This window comes from Stenotrophomonas sp. STEN063, from assembly GCF_056854515.1.
Map to the genome: position 1 here is coordinate 110,294 of NZ_JBXFWF010000003.1, position 12,836 is coordinate 123,129.

The window sequence follows — 12,836 nt, forward strand, 5'->3', positions numbered from 1 at the left end:
GCGGCGTGTTGAACAGTTCCGTGGCGCGCCAGGCGCGGGCATTCTCGCCGGCGTCGGTGGCCAATGTGGCGGTCGGCTTTGATCTGCTGGGCTATGCGGTGCCTGACGTTGGCGACACGGTAACGGTACGTCGCATTGATGCGCCGGAAGTGCGCATCGTCGCTATTCGCGGTTCGGCGGTGGAGTTGCCCCTGGATGCGCCCAGCAATACCGCAGGTGCGGCGCTGATTGCCTTGCGCGAGGCGCTGGCGCTGCCGTTCGGTTTCGAACTGGAGATCGACAAGGGCATACCACTGAGCTCGGGCATGGGCGGCTCGGCTGCGTCCTGTGTGGCGGCCTTGATCGCTGCCAATGCCTTGCTCGATGTGCCGCTGAGCCGTGAGCAGCTTTACCGGTACTCATTGGAAGGCGAAGCGGTCGCCAGTGGCAGCCGCCACGGCGACAACCTTGGCCCGATGTTCCTCGGTGGTTTGGTGCTCTCTACCTTGGAGCGATTGGTGCCGGTGCCGGTGCCTGCGCATTGGCATAGCCTGCTGGTGCATCCGGAGGCGTTGCTGGAAACGCGGCGCGCACGGGAGGCGTTGCAGGGCAGCTATGCATTGAAGGAGTTTGTCGCGCAGAGCAGCAATCTGGCCCTGGTACTGGCCGGTTGCCATGCCGGCGATGCGGGCCTGGTGCGGGCGGGCTTGGCCGACGTTCTGGTCGAGCCGCGGCGTGCGCCCCTGATTGTCGGCTTCGACGCGGTCAAGGCCGCCGCACTGGCTGCAGGCGCGATGGGCGCAAGCATCTCCGGTGCAGGCCCCAGTGTCTTTGCCTGGTTTGAAGACCGTGACGCTGCATTGGCTGCCGCGCCCAAGGTGCAGGCAGCCTTCGCTGCGGCAGGTTTCGACAGCCAAAGCTGGGTAAGCCCGATCAACAGCCCCGGCGCCAGACTGCTCTGAGCGTTCAAGCCCCTCTCCCGCCGGGAGAGGGGTTGGGGTGAGGGGGACGCTTGCGCGGTCATTGAGTCCAGCGCACCACACCAACCATTTTCCGGATCTCCGAATGAATTTCATCTCCACCCGCAATGCTTCTCCCGCCGCCACATTGAGCCAGGCCATTGCCGCCGGCTTGGCACCCGATGGTGGACTCTACGTACCCGGGCAGATGCCAGCGGCACGTAATCTACAGCCTGGAGATACCCTCGCCGCGACCGCTACCGAGCTGCTGCAACCCTTCTTCGCGGACGACGCCCTGGCATCCGAATTACCGAAGATCTGCAGCGAAGCCTTCGACTTCCCGGCGCCACTGCGGGCCTTGGCGACCCGCAATGATCATGTGCTGGAGCTGTTCCACGGTCCCACTGCGGCGTTCAAGGATTTCGGTGCGCGCTTCCTTGCTGCGAGCCTGTCGCGCTTGCGCGCAGGGCAGGAGCGTCCGCTGACCATCGTGGTCGCAACGTCTGGCGACACCGGTGCTGCTGTCGCTGCAGCGTTCCACAATCAGCCCAACCTTCAAGTCGTGGTGCTGTACCCGGATGGGCGCGTATCGCCGCGTCAGGCGCATCAGCTCGGCTGCCTGGGCGGCAATATCCGCGCACTGCGCGTGGCCGGGTCGTTCGACGATTGCCAGGCCATGGCCAAGCAGGCGCTGGGCGATACCGATCTGCAGGCACGGGTGCCATTGAGCTCGGCCAACAGCATCAGCCTCGGCCGCTTGTTGCCGCAGATGAGCTATTACGCACACGCGGCGCTGAGCCATCAGGCCGCGCATGGTTCACTGCTGAATTTCGTCATTCCCACCGGGAACCTTGGCAACGCGATGGCGGCAGTGATGGCCCGGGCGCTGGGTGTGCCGTTGGGGCGTATCGTGCTGGCGACCAATGCCAACCGTGTATTGCCTGACTACTTCAATGGCGGTGACTACGCGCCGAAGGCCAGTGTCGCCACGCTTGCCAATGCGATGGACGTGGGTGCCCCGAGTAATTTTGAACGACTGCGCTGGCTGTACAAGGGCGATGATGCAGCACTGCGCGCTGCCTTTACCTCACAGGCGGTGGACGATGCCACCATCCGCGAGACCATTGCTCGCCGTTATGGCGCCTATGGCGAAGTGTTCTGTCCGCATACCGCCACGGCGGTGCAGGTCCTGGAGCAGCTGCGTGCCAATGGCAGTGCAGCGTCGGATCAACATTGGGCAGTGGCAGCGACCGCACACCCGGCTAAATTTGAATCGGTGGTCGAACCGCTGATCGGTCGTGAAGTCGAAGTGCCGCCTGCGCTGGCTGAGCTGTTGAAGCGTCCCGCCCACGCCGAACCCTGCGCACCGGATTACCCGGCCCTGCGCGAAAAGCTGCTGTAAGAGGTAGTGCCGAGCCATGCTCGGCAGAGGCTCTGCCGATACAACCGGTTGTAGGAGCGGCGGCGTCTATTCATGTAGTGCCGAGCCACGCTCGGCAAGGGCGTCACTGATAACGCCTCAGCCGAGCATGGCTCGGCTCTACAGATGGAGCGTCAGAACTCGTCGTTGGCCAGCTGTTGCAGTTCGGCGAAATCCAGGATCTCCACCACATTCAGGTGGGGCAGGGCGATCAGGCCCTGCTGGCGCAACTTGGTAAAGGTACGGCTCACCGTCTCCATGGTCAGGCCAAGATGGTCGGCGATATCGCCGCGGCCCATCGGCAAGGAGACCCGGTTGCTGCTGCGGCCATTCAAGGTTGCCTCGCGGGCAGCCAGGCGCAGCAGGAAGTCAGCCAGCCGCTCCGGCGGCTGCAGGCGGGCCAGTGCAAGTGCATTGTCCTGAGCTGCGTCCAGCTCCTGGCAGGCGCGTTGCAGCAGCTTGCGTTCCAGGTGCGGGTAACGCTGGCGCAGATCGCGCATCTGCGTGGTCGGCACCCGGCAGACCCGGCTGTCGGCAATCGCCTCGATATCGTAGCGATGGTGGTCGCTACCGCTCAGGCCCAGATAATCGCCCGGCAGTACGAAGCCGTTCACCTGGCGGCGGCCGTCGGCCAGGGTGCGCACCAGACGCAGCGCACCCTCGGTTACTGTATAGACATAAGCGCGCGGCTCACCGGCACGTGCCAGCGTAGTGCCCATGGCGACTGGCGTGGAGACGGTAATCTGCTCCAGCGCATGTACCTCATCACAGGACAGGGCCGAGCACACCGACAGGTGGCGGACCGAGCACTGCAGGCACTCGCGCCCGCCATTGCCTTCGGGGGCAATAGACGAAACGGGGTATTGCTCGGTGCCTTGGGCTGGCCGGGACATGTCTACAGCAGGGGGGGGAGGGTGCCCCAAATTGTACTTCATGCGGCCAGACGGGCGGTGTGCGGCTAGAATTGGCGACCGTTCCCCCTATTGAGTTGCAGGAGTTTTGCCCGTGATCAAGCCCCGTACCCCGCCCGGCATCATGGAATTGTTGCCGCGCGAGCAGATCGCGTTCCAGCGCATGCTGGACGTCATCCGCCGCAACTACGAGCGCTTCGGGTTCCTGCCGGTGGAAACCCCGGTGTTCGAGCTGTCCGATGTGCTGCTGACAAAGTCCGGCGGCGAGACCGAGCGCCAGGTGTACTTCGTGCAGTCCACCGGTGCGCTGGCCAATGCTGCCGAGTCGGCCGACAAGGGTGGCCTGCCGGAGATGGCGCTGCGCTTCGACCTGACCGTTCCGCTGGCCCGTTATGTGGCCGAGCACGAACACGACCTGAGTTTCCCGTTCCGTCGCTACCAGATGCAGCGCGTTTACCGTGGCGAACGTGCCCAGCGTGGCCGCTTCCGCGAGTTCTACCAGTGCGACGTCGATGTGATCGGCAAGGACACGTTGAGCATCCGTTACGACGCGGAGGTGCTGGCAGTCATCTATGCAGTGTTCTCGGAGCTGCGCATCGGCAACTTCGCCGTTCAGCTGAACAACCGCAAGCTGATGCGTGGTTTCTTCGAAGCGCAGGGCGTTGTGGATGCCGGGCAGCAGGCGCTGGTGCTGCGCGAGGTCGACAAGCTCGACAAGCGTGGCCCGGACTATGTGCGTGAAACCCTGGTTGGCCCGGATTTCGGCCTGCCCGCCGAGGCAGTCGAACGCATCCTGGCTTTCGTCGAGGTCCGTTCGAACTCGCACGCGGACGCGTTGGCGCAGATCGACGCGGTGTTGGCTGCTGCAGGCGACTCGGCCAGCGAATCGCTGCGTACCGGTGCAGCCGAATTGCGTGAAGTGCTGGAGCTGGTGAAGGCGCTGGGCGTGCCGGAAACCGCGTATTGCCTGAATTTCTCCATCGCCCGCGGGCTGGATTACTACACTGGTACGGTGTACGAGACCAGCTTGGTTGATCACCCGCAGATCGGCTCGATCTGCTCGGGCGGCCGTTATGACGACCTGGCCAGCCACTACACCAAGTCCAAGTTGCCGGGCGTTGGTATCTCGATTGGCTTGACCCGTTTGTTCTGGCAGCTGCGCGAGGCCAATCTTATCGACGGAATCGCCGAAAGCAGCGTGCACGCGATGGTCGCGTTGATGGACGAGGCAGCGATGCCGCAGTCGTTGGATATCGCCCGTCGCCTGCGGGCAGGCGGCATCAATACCGAAGTGCAGATGGAGCCGAAGAAGATCGGCAAGCAGTTCCAGTACGCGGCCAAGGCCGGTATCCGCTTCGTGGTGCTGGCCGGTGAGGACGAGCTGGCGCGCGGCGTGGTGGCGGTGAAGGATCTGCTCCGTGAGCAGCAGTTCGAGGTGGCCCGGGATGAATTGGCTTCTACCCTCCAGGTGGAGCTGGAACAGACCCGCGCGATGGCGCGCTGATGAAAAGCCCCGCATAGCGGGGCTTTTTTTTGTCTGTAGTGCCGAGCCATGCTCGGCATGGGGGCGCTACCGGGAAAGCCTCTACCGAGCATGGCTCGGCACTAGCGCTTCTGCCCCCTTCCTTTCGCACAGCGAAGGGGAGGGTTGGGGGGGCGAGCTGTTTCCCAACGGATACCAAGCAAGCTTCACGGCTCACGCCGCTCCCACAAGGGCAGGGCCGCCTGTAGAGCCGAGCCATGCTCGGCTGAAGCGCCACCGGGAAAGCCTCTGCCGAGCAAGGCTCGGAACTACAGATCCGCTCCATCCCTTTCGCACAGCGAAGGGGGGGGCTGGGGAGGGGTGAGCCTTTTACCGACGGATGGGGCGCCGGCTTCGCGGCTCACGTCGCTCCCACATAGGTGGCTATACCTGTAGTGCCGAGCCACGCTCGGCAGGGGCATCGCCAGAAAAGCCTCTGCCGAGCATGGCTCGGCACTGCCGGTTGAGTCGTTTGACTCGGGGTGCGTTTCGAACTAATGTATTAGCACGCTATTACATTGATACATGATGAAGACACGCCCTGACATCGAACGTGAAAAGCCATCCGACGCCCCGTTGAAGGCGCTGGCGCGTACGTTGGCTGCGCTGGACAAGCCGCAGGAGGTGCAGGCCTTCCTGCGCGATCTGTGCACGCCGGCTGAGCTGGAGGCCATGGCCGATCGCTGGCGGGTGGTGCCCTTGCTGCGCAAGGGTGTGCCCTACCGCGAGATCTACGACCTGACCGGGGTGAGCGTCACCACCATCGGCCGGGTTGCGCGTTCGCTCGAGCACGGGGCCGGTGGCTATGCCGCCGCCATCGACCGTCTCGCCACGCGCAAAGCCGAATCCAACTGAGATAACCCCATGAGTGCTTCAACCTCCGCCCCGGCACGCGACCGGCTGCGTATCGCCATTCAGAAAAGCGGTCGTCTGGCCGATCCAGCGCGCAGCCTGCTTGCCGCCTGTGGCCTGAGCTGGCGGCAGAGCCGCGACAAGCTGTTCTGCTTCGGCGAATCGTTGCCGGTGGACCTGCTGCTGGTACGCGATGACGACATTCCGGGCCTGATTGCCGATGGTGTCTGCGATCTGGGTGTGGTCGGCTTGAACGAGTTGGACGAGCAGGCCAAGGCGCGTCGCCAGATCGGTTTGGCTGATGCCTACCAGCCGCTGCGTGGACTCGGTTTTGGTTCCTGCCGCTTGATGATCGCGGTGCCGGAAGACTGGGATTGGCAGGGCGTGCAGATGCTGCAGGGCAAGCGCATCGCCACCAGTTACCCGGCAATCCTTGCTGCCTGGCTGAAGGAAAAGGGCGTCGACGCACAGGTTGTTGAACTGTCTGGTTCGGTGGAAATCGCACCAAAGCTCGGCACCGCTGAACTGATCTGTGATCTGGTTTCCAGCGGAGCCACCCTGGCCGCCAACCAGCTCAAGCCGGTGGAAGTGCTGCTGGAAAGTGAAGCGGTATTGGCTGGCCCGGTGCACGAACTGGATGATGCCCGTGCCGGGCTGATGGCAATGTTGCTTCGCCGCCTTGATGGCCTGAGTAAAGTGCAGGACCAGAAGCTGTTGATGTTCTCAGCCGCGGAAGACCGCGTTGAAGAGCTCACCCGCCTGCTGCCCGACGCGGAGCCGTTGCTGCGTTTGCCGGGGCAAGGCGATGCTGTACGCCTGCAGACAATGTGCAGTGGCGCACTCAGCTGGCAGCGGTTGGAAGAGCTGGAGCGCGCTGGCGCGCAAGGCCTGATGGTCTTGGCCGTGGAGAAGTCGCTGGTATGAACATCCTCGATTGGAACGCGCTCGACGCCAATGCACAGGCGCGCGCTCTGACCCGTCCGGTACAGACTGTTGCCGCGCAGACCCGCGATTCGGTCGCCGGTTTGATCGCGCAGGTGCGCAGCGTCGGTGATGTGGCGTTACGCGAAATAACTGAGCGCTTCGATGGCGTTGCGCCGGAACGTTTTGAAGTCAGCGAAGCCGAGTTTGCTGCCGCCGAATTGGCGGTTTCCGCCGAGTTGCGCATCGCCATGCAGCAGGCTGCCGATCGTATTGATACCTTTCACCGTGCAGGCATGGCGCAGCCGTACAGCGTGGAGACCGCACCCGGCGTGGTCTGTGAAAAAGTCATCCGCCCGATTGCGCGGGTTGGCCTGTACGTCCCCGCGGGCAGCGCTCCCCTGCCATCGACCGCGCTGATGCTCGGTGTGCCGGCCAAGCTGGCCGGTTGCCGCGAAGTGGTGTTGTGCACACCTCCGCGCAAGGACGGCACGGCCGATCCTGCAGTGCTGGTGGCCGCGCGCCTGACTGGCGTGCATCGCGTGTTCAAGATCGGCGGCGCGCAGGCCATTGCGGCCATGGCGTACGGAACCGAATCGGTGCCGTCCTGCGACAAGCTGTTTGGCCCCGGCAACAGTTTCGTCACCGAAGCCAAGCAGCAGGTGGCCCAGGCTGGTGCTGCTGCCATAGACATGCCCGCGGGTCCGTCTGAGGTGCTGGTTATTGCCGATGCCGGTGCCAATCCTGCATTTGTCGCCGCCGACCTGCTGTCGCAGGCAGAGCACGGCTCGGATTCGCAGGTACTGCTGCTCAGCGACGATGCAGCGATGATTGCCGCCGTGCAAGAGCAGGTCGAAGCACAGGTCGCACAGCTCAGCCGCGAGGCGATTGCGCGTCAAGCGCTGGGTGCATCGCTGCTGATCAAGGTTGATTCGATTGCGCAGGCATTCGAGATTTCCAACCGCTATGCGCCCGAGCACCTGATTCTCGCCCTGCGCCAGCCGCGTCAGTGGCTGGACAAGGTGGAAGCGGCCGGCTCGGTGTTCCTCGGCGATTACACGCCCGAGGCGCTGGGTGACTATTGTTCTGGCACCAATCACGTGTTGCCGACCGCCGGCGCGGCCCGCGCCTACAGCGGCGTCAGCGTCGCCAGCTACCAGAACCAGATCAGCGTGCAGGCCGCCAGTCGCGAAGGAATTGCCGGTATCGGCCCGTGCGCGCTGACCCTGGCGCGTGCCGAAGGTCTGGGCGCGCATGCCAATGCGGTAGCGCTGCGGATGGGAGTTGCGCCGTGAGTGTGCTCGATCTGGTACGCGAAGACCTGCGCGACTTCGGTGGTTATTCCTCAGCGCGCAGCGCCAAGCTGCAGGGCGAGGTCTGGTTGAACGCCAATGAATCGGCCTGGGCGAATCCTGGCGACGCAGATGCTAGCTGCCGTCGTTACCCCGATCCGCAACCGCAGGCCTTGCGCGAGCGTCTGGGCAGCTTGTATGGCTGCCAGTCCGAGCAGCTGCTGATCGGTCGCGGCAGCGATGAAGCAATCGACCTGCTGGTGCGCGCCCTGTGCGAAACCGGTCGTGATGCTGTGTTGTACACACCGCCGGTGTTCGGCATGTACGCAGTCAGTGCACGCCTGCAGAATGCCCCCGCGCTGGAAGTGCCGCTGCTGGATACCGATCAAGGTCTCGTCGCTGATATCGACGCCATTATTGCCAAGGCGAAGCAAGGCAATGCCAAGCTGGTATTCCTCTGCTCGCCGTCCAATCCTGGCGGCCTGAGCATTCCGCTGCAGCAGGTACAGGCCGTGGCCGAAGCACTGAGCGGTCAGGCGCTGGTGGTAGTCGACGAGGCTTACGGCGAGTTTGCCGATGAGCCGTCCGCGACCACGTTGATGGACCGCTTCGACAACATCGCCGTATTGCGTACCTTGTCCAAGGCACACGCACTGGCTGCGGCGCGCATTGGCAGCGTCATTGCCGATGCGGCGCTGATCGCCGTGCTGCGGCGCTGCCAGGCCCCGTATCCGATTCCAGCGCCATGCTCGACGCTGGCGCTTGCTGGGCTCGATGATGCCGCACTTGAGCAGACACGCGCCCGTATCGCGACGGTGCGCAGCGAGCGCAGCCGGCTATGCATCGCCTTGTCGGCACAGCGTGGCGTTCGTCATGTCTATGCCTCGGATGCCAACTTCCTGCTGGTGCGCTTCAATGACGCCGACGCCGCATTCCAGGCCCTGCTGCAGGCGGGCATGGTGGTGCGTGACCAGCGCGCCGCTCCGCAGCTGCAGGACGCCCTGCGCATCACTCTGGGCACTCCCGAACAGAACGACCGCGTCCTTGACGCACTTGCCACGCTGGAGCTCACCGCATGACCCCCATCCTGTTTGTCGATCGCGATGGCACCTTGATCGAGGAGCCGGCCGACTTCCAGATCGACGCTTACGAGAAGATCCGCTTCGTCAAGAATGTGATCCCGGCAATGCTGAAGCTGCGTGATGCTGGCTATCAGTTCGTCATCGTTTCCAACCAGGACGGACTCGGTTCCGAAGGCTATCCGCAGGCCAGCTTCGACGGCCCGAATGACTTGATGTTGCAGATATTTGCCAGCCAGGGCATTACGTTCCGCGATGTGCTGATCGATCCGAGTTGGCCGCAGGACAACAGCCCGAATCGCAAGCCCGGCATCGGCATGATGGTGTCCTACCTGCAGGATCGCAGCATCGATTGGGCGCGTTCGGGCATGGTCGGTGACCGGCCGACCGACATCCAGTTTGCCGACAACATGAAGATCCGTGGCTTCCAGCTGCGCACCGAGCAGTTCGGTGGTGAGTGGGATTGGGATGCGATCGCACACGAGCTGGCCGACGCACCACGCCGCGCTACCGTGCAGCGCGACACAAAAGAAACCCAGATACGCGTATTCGTCGACCTGGACAAGGTGGCCAGCTCGAAGATCAACACTGGCCTGCCTTTCTTTGATCACATGCTCGATCAGATCGGCCGTCATGGCGGCTTCGCGTTGGAAGTGGAAGCCAAAGGCGATCTGCACATCGACGAACACCACACCATCGAGGACACCGGTCTCGCGCTGGGCCAGGCCTTGCGCGAAGCGCTCGGCGACAAGCGTGGTATCGGTCGCTACGGCTTCACCTTGCCAATGGACGAGACGCTTGCCAGCGCCGCGTTGGATTTCAGTGGCCGCCCGTACTTCGTGTTCGATGGCGAGTTCAAGCGTGAGCGCGTTGGCGACATGCCGACCGAACTGGTGCCGCACTTCTTCCGTTCGCTATGCGATGCCAGCGGCTTGAATCTTAATCTCAAGGTGGAGGGTGATAACGACCACCACAAGGTTGAAGCCTGCTTCAAGGCCTTGGCCCGCGCCCTCCGCCAGGCCATCCGCAAGGAAGGTACCGAACTGCCATCCACCAAGGGGGCGCTGTGAGTAGGGTCGGCCTGGTTGATGCCGGCGGTGCCAATCTTGGCTCGGTGCGCTATGCACTGGAGCGCCTGCAGGTTGACGTGCAGATGGTGCGCACACCAGCGGATCTGGCCGGGCTTGAACGGGTGATCTTGCCGGGTGTTGGTGCTGCGGCCGAAGGCATGAAGCGCCTGCATGCGCAAGGTTTGGTACAGCCGCTGCGCGAACTGCAGGTGCCGTTGATGGGTATCTGCCTGGGCATGCAGTTGTTGTTCGAGCGTTCGGAGGAGGGCGATGTTGAGTGCCTTGGCCTGTTGCCAGGCATCGTCCGCCGCCTGCATCCCGGTGTTGGCGTGCGTGTGCCGCATATGGGTTGGAACAAACTGTTGGCCTTGCGCGAGTCGCCCTTGCTTGACGGCGTGCCGCTCGGCTCCAGCGCCTACTTCGTGCACAGCTACGCCGCTCCGGTCACTTCCGACACGGTCGCTGCCTGTCATCACGGTGGCCTGTTCACCGCCGTGGTCCAGCGTGAGCGTCTATGCGGCGCGCAGTTCCATCCCGAGCGTTCGGCCGGGCCGGGCGCACGCATCCTGCAGAACTTTCTTGAGATCGCCGCATGAGTTTCACTGTTTACCCCGCGCTGGATATCCGTGATGGCCGCGTCGTGCGTCTGCTGCAGGGCGACTACGCCAAGCAGACCACCTATGGCGAGGATGCCTTGCCGCGTGCGCACGCATTCGCTGCGACCGGCGCGAGTTGGATGCACCTGGTCGATCTGGATGCGGCCAAGGCCGGTGGCTATACCCTGGCGCCCTTGCTGCAACAGATTGCAGCCACCACCAAGCTGAAGGTGCAGACCGGCGGCGGTGTGCGCGGTCGCGACGATGTGGCGCGCATCCTTGATGCAGGCGCCAGTCGCGTGGTGATCGGCTCACTGGCCGTGCGTCAGCCCGAACAGGTGCTGGCCTGGCTGGCCGAGTTCGGAGCTGAGCAGCTGACCATCGCACTGGATACGCGTCAGGGCGAAGACGGCGTTTGGCGCCTGCCAGTGCACGGTTGGACCGAAACCGCGGACGTGACCCTGGACGAACTGGCCCAGCGCTACGCGCGGGCTGGTATGAAGCACCTGCTGTGCACCGATATTTCCCGTGACGGAATGCTGTCCGGCCCGAATATCGAGCTTTACGCGCATCTTGCGAAACTGCTGCCCGGCGTGGCTGTGCAGGCGTCGGGCGGCGTGCGCGATGCCAACGACATCCGTGCGGCCAAGGCTGCTGGGTGCGGTGGCGCGGTGTTGGGGAAGGCGCTGTTGGAAGGTTACCTGCAACTGGATGAGGCTTTGTCATGTTGAGCCGGCGCATCATTCCCTGCCTGGACGTGCGCGAAGGTCGCGTGGTCAAGGGCGTCAAGTTCCGCGACCATATCGACATGGGCGATATCACCGAACTGGCGCTGCGCTACCGCGATCAGGGCGCCGATGAGCTGGTGTTCTACGACATCTCCGCCAGTCCGGAAGGCCGTTCGGTGGACCGCGCCTGGATCGAGCGCGTGGCACGCCTGATCGACATCCCGTTCTGCGTGGCCGGCGGTATCCGCGATGTGGAGACCGCGCGCGCCGTCCTCAATTCGGGGGCCGACAAGATTTCCATCAATACCCCGGCGCTGGAGCGCCCGCAGTTGATCGCGGAGTTGGCTGAAGCCTTTGGTGAGCAGTGCGTGGTGGTCGGCATCGATTCCATTCGCGAAGCTGACGGCCAGTGGCGAGTACGCTCCTATACCGGTGATCCAAACAAGACCCGCGCCGAAGCCAAGCTGACCTTGAACTGGGTGCGTGAAGTACAAGCCCACGGCGCGGGTGAAATAGTGCTGAACTGCATGGACAGCGACGGCGTGCGCAAGGGGTACGATATTGCACAGTTGCGCCAGGCCCGGGCGCTGTGCACGGTTCCGTTGATCGCCTCTGGCGGCGCGGGCACGCCGCAGCATTTCGCCGATGTATTCGAACAGGCTGACGTTGACGGGGCTTTGGCTGCCAGCGTGTTCCACTCCGGTGCCATGGCAATTCCGGAACTGAAGCAGTTCCTGCGCGAACAACAAATCGAGGTTAGGGATGTCTACTGAATTCAAACCGGTTGATCCGACCGCACTGGACTGGGACAAGGTCAACGGCATGATCCCGGTCATCATCCAGGACGAGGCCACGCTGCGCGTGCTGATGCTTGGCTATATGGACCGCGACGCACTGGAGACCACCCGCAGCAGTGGCAAGGTCACTTTCTTCAGCCGCAGCAAGAAGCGTTTGTGGACCAAGGGCGAGACCTCCGGCAACCATCTTGAGTTGGTCGACATCCGCAGTGATTGCGACAACGACACCTTGCTGGTCACCGTGCGCCCGCATGGCCCTACCTGCCACACCGGTGAGACCAGTTGCTTCAGTGCCGCACCGGGTAATTTCCTTGGCGCCTTGAATGCCTTGATCAAGCAGCGCGAACACGATCGCCCGCTCAACAGCTACACCACCAAGCTGTTCGAGAAAGGCGCGCGTCATATCGCACAGAAAGTAGGCGAGGAGGGCGTGGAAACCGCACTCGCCGGCGTCGTACAGCGTGACGACGAACTGCTGGGCGAATCGGCCGACCTGCTGTTCCACCTGATCGTGCTGCTGCGCGCCCGCGGCCTGTCGCTGGATGATGCGATCGGCGTGCTGGAGAGCCGTCACGCCAAGGCCGCAGAAAAAGCGGCCAGCTAAGCAACCGTAGTGGCGCGGCCAGCGGAGCCCGGGGGGTTAAGGGGCACCCAAAAAGAACCCCGAATTACAAAACCACGCAAGGGCGGCGGGTATATTATTGATGGGG

The 12,836-nt window shown here is 63.6% G+C and carries 13 protein-coding genes; 12 read left to right on the forward strand and 1 reads right to left on the reverse strand.

Annotated elements, in window-relative coordinates; all coding sequences use genetic code 11:
* The first annotated feature begins 5 nt into the window (after positions 1 to 5).
* Both AC1VWL_RS01980 and thrC read left to right on the forward strand, forming a co-directional pair.
* The gene (locus tag AC1VWL_RS01980) at positions 6 to 941 is read left to right on the forward strand and encodes a homoserine kinase (RefSeq protein WP_482985539.1); all 936 of its coding nucleotides are present in this window, start codon (positions 6 to 8) and stop codon (positions 939 to 941) included.
* 103 nt (positions 942 to 1,044) lie between these two features.
* The gene (gene thrC, locus AC1VWL_RS01985) at positions 1,045 to 2,340 is read left to right on the forward strand and encodes a threonine synthase (protein WP_482985540.1); all 1,296 of its coding nucleotides are present in this window, start codon (positions 1,045 to 1,047) and stop codon (positions 2,338 to 2,340) included.
* A 152-nt stretch (positions 2,341 to 2,492) separates the two neighbouring features.
* Here thrC and AC1VWL_RS01990 read toward each other — a convergent pair whose 3' ends face one another.
* The gene (locus tag AC1VWL_RS01990; RefSeq protein WP_482985541.1) at positions 2,493 to 3,251 is read right to left on the reverse strand and encodes a Crp/Fnr family transcriptional regulator; all 759 of its coding nucleotides are present in this window, start codon (positions 3,249 to 3,251) and stop codon (positions 2,493 to 2,495) included.
* Between the two features lie 112 nt (positions 3,252 to 3,363).
* Between AC1VWL_RS01990 and hisS the strand changes: the two genes are divergently transcribed.
* From hisS to hisIE, 10 genes are all read left to right on the forward strand, one after another.
* Positions 3,364 to 4,773: a histidine--tRNA ligase gene (hisS, locus tag AC1VWL_RS01995; protein ID WP_482985542.1), complete on the forward strand. Its 1,410-nt coding sequence runs from the start codon at positions 3,364 to 3,366 to the stop codon at positions 4,771 to 4,773.
* Between the two features lie 546 nt (positions 4,774 to 5,319).
* Entirely contained in the window at positions 5,320 to 5,646 is a 327-nt protein-coding gene (locus AC1VWL_RS02000; RefSeq protein ID WP_482985543.1) for a YerC/YecD family TrpR-related protein, read from the forward strand.
* A gap of 9 nt (positions 5,647 to 5,655) precedes the next feature.
* Positions 5,656 to 6,567 (forward strand): ATP phosphoribosyltransferase, encoded by a 912-nt coding sequence (gene hisG, locus AC1VWL_RS02005; RefSeq protein ID WP_482985544.1) that lies wholly within the window; start codon positions 5,656 to 5,658, stop codon positions 6,565 to 6,567.
* Positions 6,564 to 7,859 (forward strand): histidinol dehydrogenase, encoded by a 1,296-nt coding sequence (gene hisD / locus AC1VWL_RS02010; protein ID WP_482985545.1) that lies wholly within the window; start codon positions 6,564 to 6,566, stop codon positions 7,857 to 7,859. The genes hisG and hisD overlap by 4 nt, the downstream gene beginning before the upstream one ends.
* The gene (hisC, locus tag AC1VWL_RS02015) at positions 7,856 to 8,935 is read left to right on the forward strand and encodes a histidinol-phosphate transaminase (protein WP_482985546.1); all 1,080 of its coding nucleotides are present in this window, start codon (positions 7,856 to 7,858) and stop codon (positions 8,933 to 8,935) included. Before hisD ends, hisC begins: the two co-directional genes overlap by 4 nt.
* A complete protein-coding gene (gene hisB, locus AC1VWL_RS02020; RefSeq protein WP_303749768.1) occupies positions 8,932 to 10,005 on the forward strand; it encodes a bifunctional histidinol-phosphatase/imidazoleglycerol-phosphate dehydratase HisB in 1,074 nt (357 codons plus the stop codon). Before hisC ends, hisB begins: the two co-directional genes overlap by 4 nt.
* Complete coding sequence (gene hisH / locus AC1VWL_RS02025; RefSeq protein WP_481614728.1) at positions 10,002 to 10,601, forward strand: imidazole glycerol phosphate synthase subunit HisH; 600 nt, start codon at positions 10,002 to 10,004, stop codon at positions 10,599 to 10,601. Before hisB ends, hisH begins: the two co-directional genes overlap by 4 nt.
* A complete protein-coding gene (hisA, locus tag AC1VWL_RS02030; RefSeq protein ID WP_482985547.1) occupies positions 10,598 to 11,332 on the forward strand; it encodes a 1-(5-phosphoribosyl)-5-[(5-phosphoribosylamino)methylideneamino]imidazole-4-carboxamide isomerase in 735 nt (244 codons plus the stop codon). Before hisH ends, hisA begins: the two co-directional genes overlap by 4 nt.
* Positions 11,326 to 12,102, forward strand: a complete 777-nt coding sequence (gene hisF, locus AC1VWL_RS02035; RefSeq protein ID WP_482985548.1) for an imidazole glycerol phosphate synthase subunit HisF — start codon at positions 11,326 to 11,328, stop codon at positions 12,100 to 12,102. The genes hisA and hisF overlap by 7 nt, the downstream gene beginning before the upstream one ends.
* Positions 12,092 to 12,730: a bifunctional phosphoribosyl-AMP cyclohydrolase/phosphoribosyl-ATP diphosphatase HisIE gene (gene hisIE, locus AC1VWL_RS02040; protein ID WP_303749772.1), complete on the forward strand. Its 639-nt coding sequence runs from the start codon at positions 12,092 to 12,094 to the stop codon at positions 12,728 to 12,730. Before hisF ends, hisIE begins: the two co-directional genes overlap by 11 nt.
* Positions 12,731 to 12,836 lie beyond the last annotated feature (106 nt).